The sequence below is a fragment of the Bradyrhizobium sp. AZCC 1678 genome, from assembly GCF_036924765.1.
GTDB classification, from domain to species: domain Bacteria; phylum Pseudomonadota; class Alphaproteobacteria; order Rhizobiales; family Xanthobacteraceae; genus Bradyrhizobium; species Bradyrhizobium algeriense.
On the sequence record NZ_JAZHSE010000001.1, the window covers coordinates 6,042,791 to 6,062,335 of the forward strand.

At 64.7% G+C, this 19,545-nt stretch carries 16 protein-coding genes; 7 read left to right on the forward strand and 9 right to left on the reverse strand.

The features are described from left to right. Positions 1-336 precede the first annotated feature (336 nt). From V1294_RS29105 to V1294_RS29115, 3 genes are all read left to right on the forward strand, one after another. Positions 337-5,619, forward strand: coding sequence for a negative regulator of septation ring formation (locus V1294_RS29105; protein WP_334501987.1), 5,283 nt, complete (start codon positions 337-339; stop codon positions 5,617-5,619). Positions 5,620-5,787: 168 nt separating this feature from the next. Next, a complete protein-coding gene (locus V1294_RS29110) occupies positions 5,788-6,090 on the forward strand; it encodes a hypothetical protein (RefSeq protein WP_334501988.1) in 303 nt (100 codons plus the stop codon). Continuing rightward, positions 6,087-6,524: a PIN domain-containing protein gene (locus V1294_RS29115; RefSeq protein ID WP_334501989.1), complete on the forward strand. Its 438-nt coding sequence runs from the start codon at positions 6,087-6,089 to the stop codon at positions 6,522-6,524. Before V1294_RS29110 ends, V1294_RS29115 begins: the two co-directional genes overlap by 4 nt. A 24-nt stretch (positions 6,525-6,548) precedes the next feature. Here the strand turns inward: V1294_RS29115 and V1294_RS29120 are convergent, their stop codons facing one another. From V1294_RS29120 to V1294_RS29130, 3 genes are all read right to left on the reverse strand, one after another. Beyond that, a complete protein-coding gene (locus V1294_RS29120; protein WP_334501990.1) occupies positions 6,549-7,445 on the reverse strand; it encodes an MlaD family protein in 897 nt (298 codons plus the stop codon). 131 nt (positions 7,446-7,576) lie between these two features. Continuing rightward, positions 7,577-8,347 (reverse strand): ABC transporter ATP-binding protein, encoded by a 771-nt coding sequence (locus V1294_RS29125; RefSeq protein WP_334501991.1) that lies wholly within the window; start codon positions 8,345-8,347, stop codon positions 7,577-7,579. A gap of 2 nt (positions 8,348-8,349) precedes the next feature. After that, complete coding sequence (locus V1294_RS29130) at positions 8,350-9,483, reverse strand: MlaE family lipid ABC transporter permease subunit (protein ID WP_334478832.1); 1,134 nt, start codon at positions 9,481-9,483, stop codon at positions 8,350-8,352. A gap of 142 nt (positions 9,484-9,625) precedes the next feature. On the opposite strand from V1294_RS29130, the gene dgcA reads away from it, so the two are divergent. After that, complete coding sequence (dgcA, locus tag V1294_RS29135) at positions 9,626-10,621, forward strand: N-acetyl-D-Glu racemase DgcA (protein WP_334501992.1); 996 nt, start codon at positions 9,626-9,628, stop codon at positions 10,619-10,621. Here the strand turns inward: dgcA and V1294_RS29140 are convergent. Continuing rightward, entirely contained in the window at positions 10,591-11,790 is a 1,200-nt protein-coding gene (locus tag V1294_RS29140; protein WP_334501993.1) for an MFS transporter, read from the reverse strand. The genes dgcA and V1294_RS29140 overlap by 31 nt on opposite strands. A gap of 76 nt (positions 11,791-11,866) precedes the next feature. On the opposite strand from V1294_RS29140, the gene V1294_RS29145 reads away from it, so the two are divergent. Both V1294_RS29145 and V1294_RS29150 read left to right on the forward strand, forming a co-directional pair. Further along, the gene (locus V1294_RS29145) at positions 11,867-13,219 is read left to right on the forward strand and encodes a pentapeptide repeat-containing protein (RefSeq protein WP_334501994.1); all 1,353 of its coding nucleotides are present in this window, start codon (positions 11,867-11,869) and stop codon (positions 13,217-13,219) included. Between the two features lie 167 nt (positions 13,220-13,386). Then, on the forward strand, positions 13,387-14,328 hold the full coding sequence (locus tag V1294_RS29150) for a diacylglycerol/lipid kinase family protein (RefSeq protein WP_334501995.1): 942 nt from the start codon (positions 13,387-13,389) through the stop codon (positions 14,326-14,328). Between the two features lie 24 nt (positions 14,329-14,352). Here V1294_RS29150 and V1294_RS29155 read toward each other — a convergent pair whose 3' ends face one another. The 4 genes from V1294_RS29155 to V1294_RS29170 all read right to left on the reverse strand — a co-directional run bounded on the left by V1294_RS29155 (position 14,353) and on the right by V1294_RS29170 (position 17,430). Beyond that, positions 14,353-14,814 (reverse strand): universal stress protein, encoded by a 462-nt coding sequence (locus V1294_RS29155; protein WP_334501996.1) that lies wholly within the window; start codon positions 14,812-14,814, stop codon positions 14,353-14,355. Between the two features lie 141 nt (positions 14,815-14,955). Then, on the reverse strand, positions 14,956-15,384 hold the full coding sequence (locus tag V1294_RS29160; protein ID WP_334478822.1) for a universal stress protein: 429 nt from the start codon (positions 15,382-15,384) through the stop codon (positions 14,956-14,958). A 42-nt stretch (positions 15,385-15,426) separates the two neighbouring features. Next, on the reverse strand, positions 15,427-16,731 hold the full coding sequence (locus V1294_RS29165) for a metal-dependent hydrolase family protein (protein ID WP_334504859.1): 1,305 nt from the start codon (positions 16,729-16,731) through the stop codon (positions 15,427-15,429). Between the two features lie 126 nt (positions 16,732-16,857). Further along, on the reverse strand, positions 16,858-17,430 hold the full coding sequence (locus V1294_RS29170) for an HdeD family acid-resistance protein (protein WP_334501998.1): 573 nt from the start codon (positions 17,428-17,430) through the stop codon (positions 16,858-16,860). On the opposite strand from V1294_RS29170, the gene V1294_RS29175 reads away from it, so the two are divergent. Further along, on the forward strand, positions 17,402-17,632 hold the full coding sequence (locus V1294_RS29175) for a hypothetical protein (protein ID WP_334501999.1): 231 nt from the start codon (positions 17,402-17,404) through the stop codon (positions 17,630-17,632). The genes V1294_RS29170 and V1294_RS29175 overlap by 29 nt on opposite strands. A gap of 191 nt (positions 17,633-17,823) precedes the next feature. Here V1294_RS29175 and V1294_RS29180 read toward each other — a convergent pair whose 3' ends face one another. Further along, positions 17,824-19,473 carry an MFS transporter gene (locus V1294_RS29180; protein ID WP_334502000.1) on the reverse strand — a complete coding sequence of 550 codons (1,650 nt, stop codon included), beginning with the start codon at positions 19,471-19,473 and terminating at the stop codon, positions 17,824-17,826. Positions 19,474-19,545 lie beyond the last annotated feature (72 nt).

A 19,545-nucleotide genomic window follows, 5' to 3' on the forward strand; every position in this document is an offset into this window, starting at 1 on the left:
CAGCCAACCACAGCAACGGTTAACGGAACGTTCCCGGAATTCGCCCCAACTTAGCCTTGTTTTAGCCGACAATCCGCCTCGATCGACGATCCGGTTCCAGAAATTTGTGTATCCTTAAGGCCTTAAGGAACAAAGCTGTTAACGATGATTAACAATGTCTTAATCGCGGCCATTTCATTCGTATCGCTCAACCAATAGGATGTTTGCGGATGTATGCGGACAAGCTGCCGGCGGGCGGGCTTGCGGTCCGCGGGGGTTATGAATCCGGCTTCGAGCTTGCGGGGGCTTTTTGCAAGAACGGCTGGGTGCATAAAAGTTAGAGGGCTCAGACTGAACATGGCGAACAATCCCAAGAAGGTCAAAGATCCCACTGAAGTCGCGCTCTCCGCAATTCAGGAAGCGCTCAACATCGGCGATACGACCGTCAACACCAGCCGAAATTCGCTCGGCAACGAGCTCGCCCCTCAGACCAGTCCGTCGGCCCCGCCGCCCTATTCCGATATGTCTTTTGACACGCGCGGAAGCGCCGAGCGTCCGGGGTTCGATCCGATCGAGGAGCCGCGCAGTCCCCGTCGCGCCGCCAATGACGATCGCGAAACCATCGGACAGATTCTGCAGGCGATCCAGAAGGGCAGCCCTGCCCGCAGCGTCTACACGCTCGCCTCCGTGTTTGGCGGAGTCTGGGTGATCGGTTGCGGCCTGCTGACCGTCAGCTTCCTGCCTGCGCTGCAGGCGGCGATTGGACAGAGCGGCGGCGTGCTGGTGCTTGCCGGCCTCGCCGCGTTGTTCTTTGCGCCGGTGCTGTTGTTCTATTTCCTCGCCAGCCTCGCCTGGCGCGGCCAGGAAATGCGGATGATCGCGCAGTCGATGGCGCAGGTCGCGATCCGCTTCTCCGAGCCCGAGGGAGCCGCCGCCGATTCGATGGTGACCGTAGGGCAAGCGATTCGCCGCGAAGTCGCCGCGATGGGCGACGGCGTCGAGCGCGCGATCGCGCGCGCCGGCGAACTGGAAACGCTCGTCGCCAATGAAGTCGCGGCCCTCGAGCGCGCCTATAGTGACAACGAGGTGCGGATTCGCGCACTGCTGCAGGATATCGCCCATCAGCGTGACAATCTGGTCGGCCAGGCCGAGCAGGTTCGCAGCGCCATTTCCGGCGTCCAGATCGACCTGCGCCACGATATCGCGCTGATCTCGGACGCCATCGCCTCGCGCGTCGACGAGGTCGCGAAAAGCATCACCGGCGCGCTGGAAGAGCGCGGCCAGCACATCACGAGCGCGCTGAGCCATGCCGGCGACAACATGATCCTCGCGCTCGGCGAGCGCGGCGGCGACCTGCTCGACCGCCTGGAAGAAGCCAGCGCCGAGACCACGCGCGCCGTGCTCGACGCCTCCGAGCGGCTGACCACCAGCCTCAACTTCAAGACCGGCCACGTCCACGACGAGTTCGTCGATCTCGCCGATCGCGTCCACGAGATGCTGAACGAACGCATCGACCGCATCACCGGCGAATTCGAGCAGCGCTCCTCGACCATCGTCGACGGCATCTCCGACCGCACCGAGCAGGTCCACGACTCCCTGAAGAACTCCTCCGACTCGCTGCTGCTCGAACTCGAACTGCGCTCCGGCGATCTCGTCAGCAAGATCGACGATGCCGGCAACCGCCTCGCGAGCCGCATCCTCACCTCCGGCGACAAGGCCAGCGACGCGCTCGACGTGACCGTGAACACGCTGGTCGCCAAGGTGATCAGCCAGACCGAAAACGCCCACGACAGCCTCGCGCTGCAGATGAGCGCCTTCGACGAACTGGTGAAGAACCAGGGCGGCGAGCTTGCGGAAAAGTTCGCCCGCGACAGCGGCACGCTCGGCGCGCTGATCACCCGCCATATCTCCGAGTTCGATCGCACCGTCAAAACCTTCGGCGGCGAGATCGTCGAGCGCATGGGCGCGCGCACCCAGGAGATCAGCGACAGCCTGAAGAATTACGTCGACACTTTCGACACCCGCATGGTCTCGAACAGCGGCGAGATCACCGCTTCGCTCGATCAGCGCCTGCTGCAGTTCGAAACCACGCTCGGCACCCGCGTCAGCAACCTCGATACTTCGCTCGAAAACAAGCTCAAATGGTTCGATGAGACCATCGACGGCCGTCTGCAATCACTGGAGACGACGTTCGACAGCCGCGCCAGGTCCGTCACCGAGACCATCGACAACCGCCTCAGCACCCTGACGGGCTCGCTAACCGACGGCGCGGCGCAGGCGATCCAGTCGATTGACCAGCGGCTCAGCCTGCTCACCTCCTCGCTGACCGAGGGCACCGCGCAGGCGATTGCAGCGGTCGACCATCGTATTGCCAATGTCACCGAAACCCTCGACGGCCGCAGCGCCTATCTGACCGACACCATCCAGGCGCGGTTCCAGGAAATTCATCAGGGCATTGAGACGCGGGTTGGCGACATCGCCAGTGGACTTGAGACCCGGGTCGGCGACCTCACCAGCGGCATGGAGACGCGTGTCGGCGCCATCGCCACTGACATCGATACCCGCGTTACGCAGTTCGAGGATCTGCTCGGTTCGCGCATCGAGGCCGTGGCCGGCCGGATCGAAAGCAGCGGCCGTCAGGCCAGCGAAGATCTGATGTCGCGCGCCGAAATGCTGTCCTCCGGCATCAAGTCGCATGTCGAGGACGCCGAGCGTTCGCTGACCAACCTCGTGGTCAATACCGCCGAGACCATCCAGACCGGCGCGCGCACCGCCCAGCAGGCGCTGCTGACGGTTTCCTCCGATGTCGGCGCACAACTCAAACTGACGTCGGCCGAGGTCGAAGCTTCCCTTGCCGCCGTCGGCACCGGCGCGGCCACCTCGATCCTCGCCAGCGCCCAGGAAGCCCAGACAACGCTGGTGTCGGCCTCCTCCGAGGCTGCCTCGCAGATCAAATCTCTCGCCGCCGACGTCGAGCGCACCCTCTCGGCCGCCGGCGACGCCACGGCCGCGTCGGTTCTCGCTGGCGCGCGCGAGGCGCAGACCACGCTGGTGACCGCATCCGCAGACGCCGCAAACCACGTCAAGTCGCTCGCCGCCGACGTCGAGCGTTCGCTGTCGATCGCAGGAACTGCGACCGCCGAGGCCGTCACCGCAGGCGCCCGCGAAGCACAGAGCACGCTGGTCGCCGCCTCTACCGAGGCCGCCACTCAGGTCAAGTCGCTCGCGGCCGACGTGCAGCGTTCGCTCTCGATCGCCGGAACGGCGACCGCCGAGGCGATCACGGCAGGCGCCCGCGAGGCCCAGAGCACCCTCATGAACACGTCCGCCGACGCATCGAGCCAGGTCAAGTCGCTCGCCGCCGACGTGGAGCGTTCGCTCTCGATGGCCGGCAACGCTACCGCCGAGTCGATCACGACGGGCGCGCGCGAAGCGCAGAACACGCTGATCACGGCGTCGACCGAGGCCGCCAACCACGTCAAGTCGCTGGCGATCGATGTCGAACGCACGCTGACCGCGGTTGGTGCCGAAACCGCCTCCTCCATTCTCGGCACCGCGCGCGAAGCCCAGAGTTCGCTTTCGGCGACCTCCGCCGACGCCGCGAACCAGATCAAGGCGATCGCCGCCGACATGGAGCGTTCGCTCGGCGTCGTCACCGCCAGCACGACCGACACCATCCAGACCACCGCGCAGAACGCGCAGAGCGCCCTGATCGCCGCCACCAACGAGGTCAGTACCAAGGTCAAATCGACCTCGGCCGATATCGAGCGCTCGGTGCTTGCCGCGAGCAGCAATTTCGGCTCGACGATGACCGGCAAGACCGACGAAATCGTCACCTACGTTCAGCAGCAGACCGACCGTCTGGCGCAGATCGTCGACAGCCGCCGCGGTTCGCTGGTCGAGGCGCTCAGCACCAGGACCACGCAACTGACGACCGACATCGACCGCGTCACCGCCGACGCCCTGAAATCGATCGAGACCCGCGGCCAGGCCTTCTCGCAATCGATGTCGACCCACGGCTCGGAAGTCGCGCGCACGATCACGTCCGCGGGCGACATGGCCACCGGCGCGGTGGCAAAGTCGCTGAAGGATCTCGAGCAGTCGTCGCGTTCGGCCATCGACCAGTCGCGTCAGGTCTCGATCGCCGCCGTCACCGAAATGCAGGAGACCAGCAAGATCCTGCGCACCGACACGGTGGCGCTGTTCGAACGGCTGCGTGAAGGCAACATCCTGCTGCAGGAAGTGCTGACCGGCGCCCACGACAATCTCAACTCGCTGGAGCGCGCGCTGGTGACCCGCGTGGCCGACTTCGTGTCCGCCATGAACGACGTCACCGCCCGCAACGGGGTCGCCACGCAGACCCTGGAAGACCAGCTCACCGTCTTCAACAGCAAGACCACGAAGGCGCTGGAGGATCTCGGCTCACTGTCGAGCGAGTTCGAGAAGCACGGCAAGGAGCTGGTCGAGGCAGCCGGCGTGGTCGAACAGGCCAACCGTTCCACCACGACCTCGGTCGCCGACCGCAAGTCGCAGCTCGAATCGCTGGTGACCACCATCGACCTGCGCACCACCGACCTCGACCAGCGCCTGTCGCGCTTCACCGGCCTGCTCGACGAATCGCTCGCCGCGGCCGAAGAGCGCGCCCGCGATATCGCGCGCGTGGTCGCGGAAACCGCGGGCGCCGGATCGGCCGCGATCAGCCGCCAGTTCGAAGCGGTGCGCGCGGCGGCCGAAAACGAGCGGCAGCAGACCCTCCATGCGATGAACGACCTCTACCAGCAGAGCTCCCACGAGACGGATGCGATGTTCAAGGAGTCGACCGAGAAGTTCGGTTCGATGGTGCAGGCCATGAAGCAGATGGCCGCCGAAATGCATAACGAACTCGAGGCGACCCGCAACGAGCTGCGCCGCGGCGTGCTCGAGATGCCGCAGGAGGCCGCCGACAACACCGCGCAGATGCGCAAGGTGATCGTCGACCAGATCGAGGCGCTCGCCGAACTCAACCGGATCGTCGCCCATCATGGCCGCGGCCTCGACGTCGTGACCTCCGGCCGTGCCAGCGTGCAGCGCCAGGAAGAACCCGTAGCGATGGCCGCCGGCGGCCGCAACGAGGTGCGCATGCGCGACGCCGGCAGCGCATCGACGCTGCCGCCGCCGGACCTCGGCGTGCCGGCCGCGCGCCGCGCCGAAGCCCCGCCGGTCTCGCCGGCAGGCGGTCAGGACGGATGGCTGTCCGACCTGCTCCACCGCACCGATGCAGGCGCGGGACAGGCTCCCCGTGGCCGCGCGCCGCAGACCCCCGCCAATCCGCTGGAGTCGCTGTCGCTCGACATCGGCCGGCTGATGGATCGCAACCTCGCTTCCGAAATGTGGGACCGCTATCAGCGCGGCGAGAGCAAGGCGTTCAGCAAGCGGCTCTACACGCCGGCAGGCCAGAAGGCGTTCGACGAAGTCGCCCGCAAATACCGTGCCGACCGCGGTTTCAAGCAGACGGTCGACCGCTATATCGCCGAGTTCGAACGGCTGCTCGACGAAGTCGCGCGCGAGGATCGCGGACCGCAGGCGCTGCGCGGCCACCTCACCTCGGAGACCGGCCTCGTCTACACGTTGCTCGCGCACGCGGCGGGGCGGCTGGGGTAAGCCGCGAATAGCGAATGGCGAATGGAAAACGGAGGCCTCGCGGCCTCCGTTTTGTTTTCGGAGATCCGTTGTTCCCACCAACGTCGGCCTTCGCCTTCCAGATGCGCGTCTTGCAAACAACCTCATATCTGGCTATATTACCGGATACATCGACACAGGAAGCCTCAGATGGCCGACACCGCTCAGAAGCGAGCGCTCCGGAATTATCGAACGCGGTTGGTAAAGCGAGGCATGGCGCGATTTGAGGTTCTTGGCCTCGACGCCGACCGCGACCTGATTCGATCGCTAGCGAGGCGCCTTGCGGAGAACGATCCCGATGCCGTGCGGATTCGGGCGGCCGTGAGCCAAACGATCGCGGGCGAACCGCCAGGGAAAGGTGGCATCCTTGCCGCGTTGCGTCGTTCGCCGCTGGTCGGAGCCGATCTCAATCTCGCGCGTTCGCGCGATACCGGTCGCAAGGTCGACTTGTGACACGCTACCTGCTCGACACGAATATCATCAGCAACGTTACACAGCCGGATCCTTCTACGTCGCTGCTGGCATGGATGTCGGAACAGGTTGACACTGAGCTGTTCATCTCCGCACTGACTGTCGCGGAAATTCAGCGCGGGCTGCTGCAGAAGCCTGCCGGAAAGAAACGCGCTGTCCTGGAAGCCTGGTTCGCCGGTCCGGAAGGACCGCAAGCCCTGTTCGCTGGCCGCGTACTCGCCTTCGACGAGAAAGCGGCCCTGATCTGGGCGCGGCTGATGGCCGATGGAAGAGCCAAAGGGCGGCCACGCAGTGCGCTCGACATGATCGTGGCCGCGACGGCGGAGGCAAACAGTTGCGTGGTCGCGACCGACAATGAAAAGGACTTTGCCGGATTGAAGTTCATAAACCCGCTTCGAGCCCAAGGGAAGCGGTGACTGCGTTTGGCGCTCGAGGACGGCCTACTGCCGCTTCTGCCCGCTCGGCTGCCTCGGCGGAGCTGCCGCGGTCGGCCTCGGGGCGGCCGCGCTTGATTCCGCCGGCGCCGCGTTGTTGCTTCCGCCGAATATCACCCGGCTCGGATTACGATCGAAATTGTTCACGGCGCGGCTGATGTCGGAGAGGGTGCGGCGGCCATCGGCCATCAGCGCGCCCGATCGCTTGTCGAAATCCTCGGCGAGTTCGCGGATCGACTTCACCATCAGATTCAATTCGCCGCCGGCGGCGCCGCCCGCGATCGTGTTCAGCCCGAGCATCAGACTGTCGGCTTTGCCCATCACGCCATCGACCCGGAGCATGACATTGTCGATCTTCTCGGAGTTGCGCGCGAGCGCGGCGGTGAAGGTCTCGAGATTCCGCAGCGAGTTCTTCACGGATTCCTGGTTGTCGGCGACGAGCCGGTTGACGTTCTGCAGCGTGGCGCGGATCGACTCGGTCACGTCCTGCAGCGCGCTCGGATCGGCGGTCAGCATCGGCACGCCGTCCTCGTCGAGCGGCACGGCAGCCGCATTTTCCTCGCCGCCCTTCAGCGAGATCGCCGCGACGCCGGTTAGTCCCTGGAATTCGAGACCGACGAGCGTGTCCTTGCGGATCGGGGCGTTGTTCTCAACCATCGCGAGTGCGACCACGCGCCGCGGGTTGTCGAGCTTAACGGATACAACCTCCCCTATCCGGATACCGTTAAAATTGACGCTGCCGCCATTGCGCAGGCCGGACGCCGGGCCTTCGAACACGATGCGGATCGGGCTGCGCTGCTTGGTGGTGTGCAGGCTCTGAAACCACAGCACGAAGCCGAATGCGGCGGCGATCACCGCCAGCGTGAAGGCCCCGATCAGGACGTAATTCGCCCGCGTTTCCATAACTCAAGGTACTCCGGAACCTGGGTCTGTTCAGCCTCGCCGACCAGACCCGTCGTTTATCGCTTGTTTGAGCATGAACTCATCAAAAACCGGTGCGCACTTCGTGATCATGCTCTCTAGCCCATGACCTTCTAGCCAATGACCGCGCGGGCGCGCTTGCCGTGGAAATATTGCCTCAGCCAGGGATGCTGCGAGGCCTGCATGTCGGCAATCGATCCTGCTGCAATGATCTTACCGTTCCCTAAAACCGCGATGCGGTCGCAGGCCGTATAAAGGCTGTCGAGGTCATGGGTTACCATGAAAACGGTCAGGCCCAAAGTACGCTGCAGGGTGCGCACCAGCTCGTCGAAATCCCCGGCGCCGATCGGATCGAGCCCCGAGGTCGGCTCGTCCAGGAACACCAGTTCGGGATCGAGCGCGAGCGCGCGCGCCAGCGCAACGCGCTTGATCATGCCGCCGGAGAGTTCGGACGGATAGCGGTCGGCGACCTCGGGCCGCAGGCCCACCATGCCAAGCTTGGCCACCATGATCTCGTCGAGCAGTCGCTGCGAGACCTTGAGATATTCGCGCACCGGAAACTGGATGTTCTGGCGTACCGTGAGCGACGAAAACAGCGCGCCCTGCTGAAACAGGATACCCCAGCGGCGCTCGACGCTGCGGCGCTCCGCGGCACTCGCCGCGTCCAGGTCGACGTCGAACACCTCGATACGCCCGGCGATTTTCGGCACGAGGCCGATGATGGTCCGCGTCAGCACCGATTTTCCAGCGCCCGAGGGGCCGACGAAGCCCAAAATCTCGCCGCGCTTGACGTCAAGGTTGAGCCCGTCGAGCACGCGTGTCTTGCCGAACTGCACGGTGATGTCGCGGACCCGGATGATGGCGTCGGAAATTTCGCCCGCCATGGTCACATTCCGATCGATGCGAAGAAGATCGCGAACACGCCGTCCATCACGATCACGAAGAAGATCCCCTTCACCACCGAGGATGTCGTGTGCTGCCCGAGCGACTCGGCGCTGCCCTGCACGGCCAGTCCCTCGACGCATGCGACGATGCCGATGACGGCCGCCATGACCGGCGCCTTGATGATGCCGACGATGAAATGGTCGATCGAGATGGCGTCGCGCAGCCGCAGCAGGAAAGCTTCCGGTTCGACGCCGCCATAGAGCCACGCCACCAGCCCGCCGCCGTAAAGTGCGGCCATCGCACCCAGAAACGCCAGGATCGGCAGCGCCAGCACCAGCGCCAGCATCCGCGGCAGGATCAGAACCTCGACCGGGTCAAAACCCATGGTGCGCAGCGCGTCGATCTCCTCGCGCATCTTCATCGAGCCGAGTTCGGCGGTGTAGGCCGAGCCCGAGCGGCCCGCCACCATGATCGCCACCAGCAGCACGCCGATCTCGCGCAACACCAGCACGCCCAGCATGTCGACCACAAAAATGTCAGCGCCGAACTTGCGGAAATGAAAAATGCCCTGCTGCGAAATGATGCAACCGATCAAAAATGTGATCAGCACCACGATCGGGACCGCGCGCCAGCACACCTGCTCCAGATGATGGATGGTCGAGGTCAGGCGGAAGCCGCGGGGCCGAATGAGGACGTGGGCGGCCGCGGCGAGCACCGCGCCCAGCATGTCGATCAGCCCGATCAGGGTGCCGCCGACGCCGGCCACGCTGCGGCCGATCTGCTCCAGCATGCCCGTGATCGTCACGCGGTCGGTTTCGACGATCGGCTCGGCCTTCACGCGGCGTACCTCGTCGACCAGGCTCGCATAATTGGCCGAGAGCCCGGCAATCTGGGTCTCGACACCGCCCTTGGTCAGGCTTCGGCGCAGCCGCTCGATCAGCCAGGCGCCGAACGTGTCGAGCTTCGACACCTGGGAGACGTCGATAAAGATGTCGGGCCGGGTGCCGCGGAGCTTCTCGGCGTCGGCGACCATTCGTTCCAGCACCGGCGCAAAGCGGGCCGTCCACGAGCCGGTCGCGCACAGCGCCAGCGCGTTGCCCCTGGCTATCCGCTCCAATGTCGGGTTGCCGCTCACGATGCCCACCCTTCGACCGATACGCGCCCCCCTGAAAAACGTCAGGTTCCGCACACCGCTTGCCTTGTAGAATCTGTCCCTAACCAGCCATAGTTGGTTGCAGCGAGCAAGCTTGCGGTTCAGAAAATTGCCAGATTTTAAAATGACTTCCAGCCTTTCCCGAAAGCTTGCCGCCAGCATCGAACGCTGGCCGATCGCAGGCGCCTTCACCATCAGCCGGGGCGCCAAGACCGAGGCCATCACGGTCGTCGCCACCGTCAGCCATGACGGCGAGAGCGGCCGCGGCGAATGCGTGCCCTACCCTCGTTATGGCGAGACCCCGGAAGCAACACTTGAAGCGCTTAACGCGATGCAGGAAGCGCTTGCCAAGGGGCTGGACCGAACGGCCCTGCAGGTGGCGATGCCCGCAGGCGCCGCCCGCAACGCGCTGGATTGCGCGCTGTTGGACCTCGAGGCCAAGCGCAGCGGCCAGCGGGTCTGGACCCTGCTCGGCCGGCCCGCGCCGCGCTCCTGCACCACCGCCTTCACGATCTCGCTCGGCAGCCCGGAAGCCATGGCGGCAGCAACCGCGAAGGCCGCGCACCGGCCGCTCTTGAAGATCAAGCTCGGCGGGGACGGCGATGACGCGCGGATATCAGCGGTACGCAAGGCGGCCCCGGAATCCGAACTGATCGTGGATGCCAACGAAGCCTGGACGCCAGATAATCTCGAATACAATTTGGCCGCCTGCGCCAATGCCGGCGTGACGCTGGTCGAGCAGCCGCTGCCGGCCGGGCGGGATGAAGCGCTGGCGCGCATCAAGCGAAGGGTCGCGGTCTGCGCCGACGAAAGCGTGCATGACCGTGCCTCGCTCGAAGGCCTTCGCACGCGCTACGACGCCGTCAACATCAAGCTCGACAAGACCGGCGGGCTGACGGAGGCGCTCGCCATGGCCGATGCCGCCCAGGCGCTCGGCTTTGAAATCATGATCGGCTGCATGGTCGCGACCTCGCTGGCGATGGCGCCGGCCATGCTGCTGGCGCAACAGGCCAGATTCGTCGATCTCGACGGTCCGCTCTTGTTGGCGCGCGACCGCGATGGCGGGCTGCGCTACGATGGCAGCCTGGTCTATCCGCCGGAAGCCGCCTTGTGGGGCTGACGCGAGAGCCGGTCCCGCGCAAGCCAGACCACCAGCCCGCCGAGAGCGGCCATGACCGCCATCACGTAATAGATGCCCTGCCCCCAGGTCCCATAGATCGTGCCTGACGCGATCGACGCGAGGCCGGCGACGATGCCGCCGCAGGCGGTCAGATAACCCTGCGCGCGCGCCATCACGTGGCCGGGCACGTGATGCAGCATCAATCCCATGATGCCGACCTGCGTCAGCCCGAAGCTCAGCGCATGCGCGAGCTGGACGATGGCGAGAACAGCCAGCGGCGGATCCTGCGCCGTTATCGCCCAGCGCGCGGCCGCGCTCAGGGCCGCGATCATCACCAGCATCGACGGTTGCAGGCTGAAGCGCGGCGACAGCGCGAACAGCACGATCTCGGCAATCACGCCCAGGACCCACAGAACTGCAATCGTCAGTCCGTCGAACCCCGCTTGTTGCCAGGCAATCGACGCGAAAATGTAATAGGCGGCATGGCTGCCCTGGATCAGCGCCGACGCCACAATGATCGCGATAAAACCGCCGTCGCGCAGCAACGCGCCCGCGCTGCCGGTGCCCGGGCGGGCCGTCCGGGTGTCGTCCAGCGGCTGCAGCGCGAGGCTGGCCAGCGCCCCGAGCGCGGCAGAGCCTGCAATGATCCAGATCAGGTTTCGGGCGGCGATGAGGTCGAGCAGCACCCCGCAGACCAGCGCGCCGAGGACGAAGGCGGCCGAGCCCCACAGCCGCAACGGTCCGTAGTTGAGGCCATAGCGCTTCACCCCCCGCAACGCATAGGCATCCGTCAGCGGCACCATCGGCGTCCACAGGCAGCAAGTCAGGGCGTAGATCAGGAACACCAGCACCGGCAGATGCTGGGTGCCCAGAATGAAAAAGCCCAGGGCGGTGGCAAAGGCGGTCACGATGATCGCCCCGCGCAAGGCCTGGCGCCGTTCCGCAAGGCCCGTCACCAGCGGTAGCACCGTAAACCGGGTTACCGGGGGGACAGCCGTGATCAGCCCTATCCAAAACGCATCAATGCCGACCGCCTTCAACCAGACCGTGAAAAACGGCAGGTGGGTGCCGGTCATGCCGAACAGCGTGCCGTAAAATAGCGCCATCCGCGTCGCGAAACGCCTGGATGCACCTTGAGATGCGATGGGGATTTGTGATTCGCTCTGCATCAATTCAATTGCGATTCGGGCAATATCGTGTTGTTTCGTTATCGCAATGCGCGCTGATTTGCGCGAAGAGTTTGACATGGCCGACGAAGCATTCGCCCTTTCGCCGATCTCAGCACGCGCCACGCTGCCGAGGGAGGAGGATTATGCCGCGATCGCGGAAGCCTTCATGGAGACTTCGCGGGGCCGCTGGTTCCTGACCGAATACGCCAAGCGCAACCGCAATGCCGACACCCGCATGGTGCTGGACGCGGTGGTGCGGATCGAGCAAAGCCTCGCCTCACAGCGGGAAGAGAACCTTGAGCGGGAGGCAAGCCTCCAGCGGGAGGAAGGCCTTTCGGCGCAGCAGGCCGCGGAGGCCGTCGCCGCGGCGGCCGCGGCGCAAGAGCGCCTGACCGAGGCGCTCGCCGCCATCCGCAGTTCGGTCGAGGCCGCCGAAGAATCGGCGGTGGAAGCGCTCGACAGCCTCGCGCTGGAACAGCGGCTGGCGCCGGTCCGCAAGGGCGCACGGGTGCTGCGGGAAATCGCCTGGCGGTTGCGCGAAATCGGCAATGACGGACGGATCTGCGACCTGATCGATTCGCAGGTCACCGTCATCGAAAAGGGCACCGACCAGTTCTCCTCCGAGGAGGCGCGAGCGGCGCTGCGTGCGGCCTTTGCCGCCCTGCAGGGCCGGCTTGTGGAATTCGGCGACGACGACCGCTCCTCACTGGTTGCCGGGACCGAAACGGCGGCGCCCTCCTCGGCCGACCCGGAAATGGCCGCGGCGGCGGAGACAGCCGAAGCAACTTTGGCACAGCAAGCTGCCGAGGCACCGTCTGCTTCGCGGGCCAAGCCCGCCGAGGCCATGCTTGCGGCGGTGGAAGCCGTGCTGACGCAAACGGAAACGCCGCCGGCCGCCGCAGCCGAGGAAGCCGCGCTCCAACAAGCCGCGGTCCAGAACGCCGGCCCCCAAGACGCTGACCTCCAAGACGCTGACCTCCAAGACGCTGACTTCCAAGACGCCGACCTCCAAGACGCCGACCTCCAAGACCCCGACCTCCAAGACGCCGATGCCCAGGACGAGGCGGTCCTCGACATGATCGCGATGGAGATGGGCGCGCCGGATCCGATCAGCGACGACGAGATCGCCGAAGCGGTAGCCGAGCAAGTCCGCCTGGCGGAGCCTGCGCCAATAGCTCCCGCGATCATCGCGAAAGCGCCCGAACCAGTCGCCGTGCCGGCGCCGCCGCCGGTTCAACGGGTGGTTCAGGTGGTTCAGCCACCCCCGCCGCCCGCCGCCGTACCTGTGCCACCTGCGCCTATGGAAGTGTCACTCGGCTCGACCATCATCGCGAGCGGCATGCTGCGAAAGCCCGTCACCGCGGCCAACGACCCGCTGGCGCCGATCCGGCGCATGAGCCAGGCCGAGAAGATCGCGTTCTTTTCGTAAAAGGCCCGCTGCTTGTAAAAGACCCTGTGCGTCGCCGCTCGAAGCGCTCCGGCTTCCACGACGCGCCCGCAGCATTTTGTTGCATCTGCGAATAGTTCGCTTTCCGGTTGCTTCACACCTTCACCGACGTCAAGCTGGCGCGATTGTCTTCGGAAGCGGAGATCGCCGTGAAAACCAGGATCATCGTCAATCCGATGGCGAACAAGGGCGGTTGCGGCAAGCGCTGGCCGCAGATTCGTGCCGGACTCGAAAAGCACCTCGGCCCGATCGATGACGACGACATCACGATGACCCGCGCGCCCAATCACGCGACGAAGCTGGCGCGGGAAGCGGTCGATGCCGGTTGCCGGCGCCTGATTTCCGTCGGCGGCGACGGCACCTTCAGCGAGATGATGAACGGCGTGATCTCGGACGACCGGCTGATTGCCCCCGATCTGGTGCTGGCGCAACTGCCGGCCGGCACATCGAATGAACTCTGCCGCTCGTTCGGTCAGCTCTCGCTCGGCGAGGCCTGCAAGGCGATCGCCATGGGGCACACGCGCGACGTCGATGTGTTCCGCGCCGACGCCAAGGGCTATGGCGGCGGACAGGTGACGCGCTACGGCTTCGTGCTCGCCATCGTCGGCGCCGCGGCCACGATCTCCTGGCGCGCGCAACGTGTGCCGCTCTTGAAGCGGCTCGGCCCGATCAGCTATGTCCTGATGACGGCGTTCACATCGCTGACTTACAACCCCCGCAACTACCGCATCAGGATCGACGACGAAGCCGAGCAGAGCCTGCCGATGTGGTCGCTGATGCTGTGCAGCTTCGACGGCGCGGGCGAAGGCCTGATGCTCGCGCCCGGTGCCGACCCCGGCGACCGCAAGCTCGACCTGATCCTGGTCGGCGACATCGGACATTGGGAAACCCTGACCAGGATCGTCCCCAACCTCGGCGATGGCAGTTATCTCGCGCACCCGAAGGTGTCGCGGCGCCACGCGACGCGGATCACCATCGACAGCGATCGCATGGTCCGCGCCGACGTCGACGGCGAAAGCATCGGACAATTGCCGATGTCGGTCACGGTGCTGCCATTCCACCTCAAGGTCGCCGCGGTCAATCGGCAGTAGGGCGGCGTTTCAGTCGCACCTCACTTATGTCCGCGGGTGAACCACCAACACCGGCACGCTCCCGTCCACCAGGATCTCCGACGTTTGACTCCCCAGTATCAGCTTCCTGAGGCCGCGACGCCCGTGCGAGGCCATGACAATCAGGTCGCAGCCTCTGGACTTTGCTGTTTCGATAATCGCAGTGGCCGGGTGCGCGTTTGGTACATGCAAGAATTCAGCGGATATCCCAATCTCCTCCGCCATCGCCCGAGCTTCATCAAGCAGTTTGCCCGCCTGTTCCTCGCAGGCTGCATCAAAGCGATCAAACTCTTCCTGGGAGGGCATCCATCCCGAGGCATGTCCGCTGCCGTAGTAGATCGGCAGCGGTTCCGTTACGGTGATAACGGTCGCCTTCGCATTCAAGGCCTTTGCTAAAACCATCCCATGCTTGACGCCTTGTCTCGCGACATCCGACCCATCCGTGCTCAAGAGAATGTTGGCATACATTTGAGGGCTCCTGTGCTCGTCGAACGTTTTCCCTAACAAGTGATGGCTAGACATCGATCAAGCCGCGCTCACGATCCCGGCGGATGAGCCACGTCCAGTTTAGCATGCTGTCGGCGACGTTGTGTCGAGCGGCCCACTCATTCACGGACAAACCAGTACCGGGGTTTTCGCCTGCGTCAGCACCTTGTTTGTCACGCTGCCGATCAAAAGCATGGAAAGTCCGCTGCGACCATGCGATGACATGACGATGAGATCGCAGCCCTTGTCCTCGGCTGCTGCGATGATGGCTTGATGGGGTTGTCCGCTCTCCGCTTGAATCGTCTCGCAGGGAACACCCGCCTTCTTGGCCGCGTTTGCCGCGCGATCCAATACGCTTGTCGCCTGTTCCTTGCGCAGCTCAACATAGGTTGCGACTGCTTCAAGCATTCGTCCCGTCAGTTCTGAAAACGGCTCCACAACGAAGATCACGGATACCTTGGCTCCAAGGGATTTCGCGAGCGCCAACCCGTGCGTCACCCCACGCTCCGCCAGCTCAGATCCATCTGTCGGAATGAGAATATGCCGGTACATGCTTCACCTCCCGTCTTAGAGATAGGCTGATGAGTCCGTGCGCTAGTTCGGCCTGCCGCCTGTAACCAGGTTCTTGTGAATCTTCCCGTCCTTCATGATGACGAGGAAATTCCTTGCCGGATCCTCGATCAGCTTGATGTTCTCGATTGGATTGCCGTCCACCAGCAGCAGGTCAGCCAGCGCGCCCTCTTCGACCACGCCGAGCTTTCCCGGATAGGGATTGCGCTTACCGGACAGTGCCAGCAATTCGCCGTTCGTCCCCGTCGCCATGGCGAGTGCTTCGGCGGGGGTGTACCAACGGACAAGCGAGGCCAGAATTGCCCCCTGGCGCTGAGCCAGCGCCGGGGCGAACAGAACATCGGTGCCCCACGCCGTCTTGAGCTTGTACTTCTTCGCAAACTCGTATGCCTTGCCTATGCCCGGCCAGACCTCATCCGCCTTGGCTCGCTGGACTGAACCCTCGGGAAGGCCTTGCCTCAACTCCTCGGGAAGCGGCTGCAAGCTCAGCCAAACGCCCTTCTCGGCGATCAGCTTGGCGGTCGCGTCGTCCATGAGGAACCCGTGCTCGATACACTTCACGCCGGCGGCAATCGCCTGTTGGATCGCAGCCGGCGTAAAGGCATGCGCGACGACATATGTGCCCCAATTCTCGGCCGCTTCGACCGCGGCGCGCATCTCGGGCCCGGTGAAGGTGACGGCATCGATCGGACTGAAGGGCGATGAGACTCCGCCGCCCGCCGTCAACTTGACCTGGGACGCCCCCTGCATGAGCTGCTCGCGCACGCGCACGCGCACCTCGTCGGGACTATCCGCGACCATACTGCCGCCGACCTGCTCCATGCGGGCGAGCATGCCGCCGATCGTTCTTGGCAGCTCGGAAAGCTGCCGGAAGTCGCCATGGCCGCTGGTGACCGTGATCATGGCGCCGGACGGGTAGATGCGAGGACCGGGGACGAGGCCATCATCAATGGCTTGCTTGAGCCCAAAGCTTGGCCCGCCCACGTCGCGAACAGTGGTGAAACCCCGCATGAGCGTGTCCGTCGCTTCCGCAGCCGCAAGAAGATTGTTGTAGCCGACGTCGCCCGCTATGGCGGCAGCCGGCGTTGGGCGGATCAACATCGCGTGCCAATGCGCGTCGATCAGGCCGGGCATCAGCACGCGTCCTCCGCCCTCGATGACGACCGTTTGCGCGGCGTCCGCCGCGATCGCTGCGGGCGAGATTTTCGCGATCTTGTTGTCCCTGACCAGGACATTGGACGAGGCTGAAAGCGTGCCGCTCCTGCCGTCGAAGATGCGTACGTTTTGAAACAGGACCGCCGCGCCTTGCTGGGCTTGCGCAGGGAGCAGTGCCGCGGTGAGATTTAAGGCCGCGGCGACTGCCAGGATTTTGACGACTCCGGACCGTTCGCTTAAGGGCACGTAAGACCTCCCTCCGAGTACGCACGGCTGGGCACGAAGCAACTACATCCACCGCTAGGCGCTGCTCGCTGTCCTCGTCGTCGGCAGCCACGCGTAAGCCAGCCACCCGATCCCGTGGGATATCAGGTCGACGCCGAGCACGAATCCAAGGACCCACAATCCCGTCATCGGGAATCCCGTCAGGATCACGAGACCGGCCAAGACGCCGAATATTCCCGAAAGTAGCATGATCCAGCCCGCCTGTCGCCAGTGGCTGATGCCGAGCAGGATGCGAACGAAACCCGAAATCAGCAGCACCATGCCGAGGATGTAGGTGAGGATCAGCGCGCTGGCGACCGGCTGGCCCACCAGTACGATGCCGAATGCCATGTACAGGATTCCGAGAAGCACCTGCCAGGCGAACCCTCCCCATCCCTTGGTCCAGAAGGCGTGGATGACCTCGAAGGCGCCCGCGATGATGGCGACCCAGCCGATGAAGACGGTGCTGATAAGGGTGACGAGCATGATGTCGCCGAGAACCAGGATTCCGGCTCCGATCATCACGAGCCCAAGCAGCACACAAATCCAGAACGGCGGCGCAGGCAGACTGCCGACGCCCATGCGCGAACTGCTGTCATATGTCGTCATGTCATTCTCCTCACCTCAGGTCTCACCGACCTCCAGTTCCGTTATTTCCATCGCCAGCCACACCGGCGACGGCCGCGATGCCACCAGCAGACCCAACGGCGACGACGACGATGGCGGCGATGCCAATGAGGGGGAGGCCGCGATGGCCGCGTGGGCGGCCGTCCAGGCGGCCGCGTGCCAGGGCCTTGAGTCTCCAGCTTGAATTCTCCAGCGTCCTTTCCGGGATCTTTCTGCATCGCGAGCGGTATCGCCTCGGCCACATCAGGTAGCAGGCTTGCGCCCAGGCCGACGGTCACGGCACCACACATCAGGGTCCGGAGCGCAGTGCGACGGTCGATTGCATCCATTGTTGTTCTCCTTCTTGGGACGCCCCCTTCCCCGCATGCTCACTGATCAGCTCGACCTCAATCGGCTACCCGGCGCATCGCTCGGAATCTCACCCGGCAAGTAGTTCGGAAGCCGGCCCGCCGGGATGATCGCCAGCAGCGCAAGGCCGGCCATGATCAGGAGCCCGATCCTCAGGGCACGCAACCGCGCCTCGGTGTTCACGCGCACGGCTTCCTCGACCTGCTGCGGCGAGGCGGTCGTGCCTTCCATCACGCTGCGCAGCCGGTCGTTGCTGACGAAGGTGATGTCATCGAGATCGACCTGGCTCTGGATTTCCTTCGGCAGCACCGGGTTCGCCGCGATGCTGGTCAGCGCGATCGAACTCAGCAGGCCGACGAGAAGCGCACCTGCCAGCGCCGTTCCGACCGCCGCGGCAAGATTTTGCGTGGTGCCGCGCAGTGAACCGACGTCGCCGGCGAGTTCCTTTGGCGAGGCGGTGACCAGCACGTTGAACAGCAACGTCACCAGCGAACCCTGGCCAATGCCGAACAGAACCAGGCCGAGAATCACAGGGACCTCGCTCCGGTCGTTGCGCACGACAAAGGCGAGCCACACCAGGCCGATCGTGCACAGCATGAAGCCATAGCGGCCGATCTGCCGCGGCGTCAGCCGGTCATAGACGTTGACGATCAGCATCGCCGTGAAGAACACCGTCAGATTGAACGGCATCATCGCAATCGCGGTCGCCAGCGGCGAGCGGCCCTGGACGATCTGGATGTAGAGCGGCACCGAGAAATTCAGCGCCGCCTCCAGCGCGACCACGGCAAACAGCGCGTAGACCGCACTGCGCTCTTCCGGCGAGTCGATCACCTGAAGCGCGAGCAGCGGCGTCTTCCCCGCCGCCTGCCGCCGGTGCGTCCACGTCAGGAACGCCTGCCCGAGCACGACACCGAGAATGATTATGACCGGCGCCGGCGAAAGGCCGAGCAGATCGAACGGCGCATTGGCGGTCGCCAGCGCAAGGCCCCAGCCGTTCAGGTTGTTGAAACCGAAACTGATGAGGATGATGGCAGAGGCGGCCAGCACGACACCGAAGATATCGATCTGCACGTCGGGGCGGCCGAAATCGCGCTTGAGACGGAAACTCAACAGGAAAACGATGGCGGAAACCGCGATCAGGATTCCGAACGCCGGGCGCCAGCCGATATAGGTGCCGAGCACGCCGCCGATGATGAACGCCAGCACGCCGGCCGCCGCACGCGCCGAGCCGAGCGAGCCGACGGCCGTCGCCTGCTGCCGCCCCGTGTAGTTCTCGGCGATCAGCGCCACCAGCGACGGCACGATGACCGCCCCCGCCGCGCCGCAAAGCGCCTGCGCCGTGATCATCAACGTTGCCGTGGGACTGAAGGTCATCAATATCTGCGATGCGCAGAATAGAACGACCGCGAAACGAAACACCTGCAACGCGCCGAACCGTTGCGCGAGCTTGGCGCCGAGCATGACGAAGCCGGCCACCAGCATCGAATAGGCCACGATCCCGGTGGCGACCGTGGTCGGCGGCACCCCGAAACTCTTGACCATTCCGCCGAGCGCGACCGGCAGCGAGGCAACGTTGTAGGACATGATCATCTGGCCGAGCGCGATCGCAATCATCGGCACCCATGACTCCCGCGCCCGTTCCCGGATTGCTCCGATCGACATCGAGTGCGTCGCCATGGCGTTCTCCCGAATTGCTCGGCTTTCGGATCGACCGAGCCACAAGCTCGATCGAGCCGCTCTTTGCCTCTG

Excerpts from the sequence above, each read along its gene's own strand:
- V1294_RS29105 (WP_334501987.1), top strand. The coding sequence starts at position 337 with ATGGCGAACAATCCCAAGAAGGTCAAAGATCCCACTGAAGTCGCGCTC.
- V1294_RS29110 (WP_334501988.1), top strand. The coding sequence starts at position 5,788 with ATGGCCGACACCGCTCAGAAGCGAGCGCTCCGGAATTATCGAACGCGG.
- V1294_RS29120 (WP_334501990.1), bottom strand. The coding sequence starts at position 7,445 with ATGGAAACGCGGGCGAATTACGTCCTGATCGGGGCCTTCACGCTGGCG.
- V1294_RS29125 (WP_334501991.1), bottom strand. The coding sequence starts at position 8,347 with ATGGCGGGCGAAATTTCCGACGCCATCATCCGGGTCCGCGACATCACC.
- dgcA (WP_334501992.1), top strand. The coding sequence starts at position 9,626 with ATGACTTCCAGCCTTTCCCGAAAGCTTGCCGCCAGCATCGAACGCTGG.
- V1294_RS29140 (WP_334501993.1), bottom strand. The coding sequence starts at position 11,790 with ATGCAGAGCGAATCACAAATCCCCATCGCATCTCAAGGTGCATCCAGG.
- V1294_RS29145 (WP_334501994.1), top strand. The coding sequence starts at position 11,867 with ATGGCCGACGAAGCATTCGCCCTTTCGCCGATCTCAGCACGCGCCACG.
- V1294_RS29155 (WP_334501996.1), bottom strand. The coding sequence starts at position 14,814 with ATGTATGCCAACATTCTCTTGAGCACGGATGGGTCGGATGTCGCGAGA.
- V1294_RS29160 (WP_334478822.1), bottom strand. The coding sequence starts at position 15,384 with ATGTACCGGCATATTCTCATTCCGACAGATGGATCTGAGCTGGCGGAG.
- V1294_RS29175 (WP_334501999.1), top strand. The coding sequence starts at position 17,402 with ATGCGCGAACTGCTGTCATATGTCGTCATGTCATTCTCCTCACCTCAG.
- V1294_RS29170 (WP_334501998.1), bottom strand. The coding sequence starts at position 17,430 with ATGACGACATATGACAGCAGTTCGCGCATGGGCGTCGGCAGTCTGCCT.
- V1294_RS29180 (WP_334502000.1), bottom strand. The coding sequence starts at position 19,473 with ATGGCGACGCACTCGATGTCGATCGGAGCAATCCGGGAACGGGCGCGG.